We start from the raw sequence: 1,842 nt of genomic DNA, 5'->3' as shown, positions 1-1,842 counted from the left end.
GGAGCCTTGCGATGGACAATTTTAAGATCGCCACGTTCAATGTGAATTCCATCAGGAGCCGGTTGCCCATCCTCGAAAGGTGGCTCGCCGACAACAGGATGGACTGCCTCTGCCTCCAGGAGACGAAGGTGGAGGACGGATCCTTCCCGGCCTCCTTCTTCGGAGACCTTGGCTTTCACGTGTGCTTCAGCGGTGAAAAGTCCTACAACGGCGTGGCCATTGCTTCGACGGTTCCGCCCGACGAACACGGATTCGGCCTTGGCGACGGCGAGGAGCCCTCGGGCAGGACCCGCATTGCCTGGTGCCGTTTCGGCGACCTCAGGGTGATCAACGCCTACGTGCCCCAAGGCAAAGCCATAGACCACCCCGACTACCCCATGAAACTCAGGTTCTTCGAGAGGCTCGAGGATTTTCTGCGCTCCAGGGGGGCCCCCAAGGAACGGCTGGCGCTGGTGGGCGACCTCAACGTGGCCCCCACCGAGATCGACGTGACCAACCCGAAAAACAAGAAAAACCACGTCTGCTTCCACGAGGACGTCAGGAAGGCCTTCCGGAGCCTTTGCTCCATGGGCCTGGTGGATGTCTTCCGGAAGCACCGTCCGGGTGAGGGGGAGTACTCCTTCTGGGATTACAGGGTCCCGAACTCCCTCGAGAGGAACATAGGTTGGAGAATCGATCATATCCTCGCCACGGCCCCGCTGGCCGAGAGATCCATCGACAGCTACAGTGACCGGGAGCCCCGCGCCTGGGAAAGGCCCTCGGACCATACCGTGGTCGTTGCCGAATTCAGGTTGTAAAGCCCATCGGGATTTTGCAGGCAGGAATGACCCTGTGGATGCCGCCGGGGCATCCACAGGATGGGGATAATTATGTGGACAAAGAGGATCAGATTTCGGGATTCAGGCCGTAGCTTACGACCTGTTTCATGCCCCTGTTGACCTTCGCCCAGTACCGCTCCACGCCCCCGCCGCAGTATCTTCCCAGGGCCCGCTTCGTATTGCCGCAGGCCGTCATGTACCTCGAAAGCAGCAGGACTCCGGCGGATACCCCCTTCTCGGGGTGGTAAAGGTCTCCTTCCGTCTTGAGACCGGCGTGAGCCATGAGAAGGTGTGAATGCACCCTCCAGACCACCTGCATGACCCCGGCGGCGCCGTAGGAGCTCCTCGCCTTGGGGTCAAAGTGGCTCTCGGTATTGCCCACCGCCACGGCAAGCGTGAGGGGGACATCGTACTTGTGGCTGTAATGCACGAAAGAGACCGCTTCCCGCCAAGCGGTCAGCGGGTCGACGTTGCGGTTCTGGTGGAGGATGTAAAGCGCGATGACCGAGGCGTTTTTTTGGTTGGCAGGGTCCATACTCCAAAGTCTGCGAAGAACCGACTCGGGGTTTTCCCTTTGCCATTCGACAAGAGCTTCGGGTTCAAAGTCCATTACTCTGAGCGTCGCGGTGACGGTGCCGTCAAGCTGTGAAACACGGTCGGCCACGGCACGATCCCGGCTCCATTCGGAGACGGCGTTCACCGGGGAATTATCCAGGCTCTCTCCCAGTAAGGTGTGGACCAGGACGAAAGCTGCGCACACCATGACGATCGCCAGGATAAAATCCCTCAGGAGTCTTCGAATCAAATACCCGCCCCCTTCGAAATAGGGTCACCCGATGGCACTTAAGGTGGTTTTATACTGACCCGGGTATTATAGACACAAATCCGTGAAAAGCAAGAATAGTATACAATCATTTCAAATGCCATGACGGTCCGGAGGCAAAACCCTGGCTGTAACCCTGGCAAAAGGCTGCAACAAACCCTATTTTTTCGTCCCCTTTCGGCGATTTGCGCGATCCTGTCG

General features: G+C 58.4%; 2 protein-coding genes. One reads left to right on the top strand and one right to left on the bottom strand.

What is annotated here, in order from left to right; all coding sequences use genetic code 11:
- Positions 1-11 precede the first annotated feature (11 nt).
- A complete protein-coding gene (gene xth, locus GX108_01260; protein NLO55675.1) occupies positions 12-797 on the top strand; it encodes an exodeoxyribonuclease III in 786 nt (261 codons plus the stop codon).
- An 88-nt stretch (positions 798-885) separates the two neighbouring features.
- Here the strand turns inward: xth and GX108_01255 are convergent, their stop codons facing one another.
- Positions 886-1,623 carry a transglycosylase SLT domain-containing protein gene (locus GX108_01255; GenBank protein NLO55674.1) on the bottom strand — a complete coding sequence of 246 codons (738 nt, stop codon included), beginning with the start codon at positions 1,621-1,623 and terminating at the stop codon, positions 886-888.
- Positions 1,624-1,842: the final 219 nt, after the last annotated feature.

The organism is Thermovirga sp., assembly GCA_012523215.1.
In the GTDB taxonomy this organism is placed as follows: domain Bacteria; phylum Synergistota; class Synergistia; order Synergistales; family Thermovirgaceae; genus 58-81.
The sequence above is the reverse complement of the archived record's forward strand: the minus strand, read 5'-3'. Positions and strand labels throughout refer to the sequence as shown.

Bases quoted from the DNA above. Each gene is read 5' to 3' on its own strand.
- xth (NLO55675.1), top strand. From the start codon at position 12: ATGGACAATTTTAAGATCGCCACGTTCAATGTGAATTCCATCAGGAGC.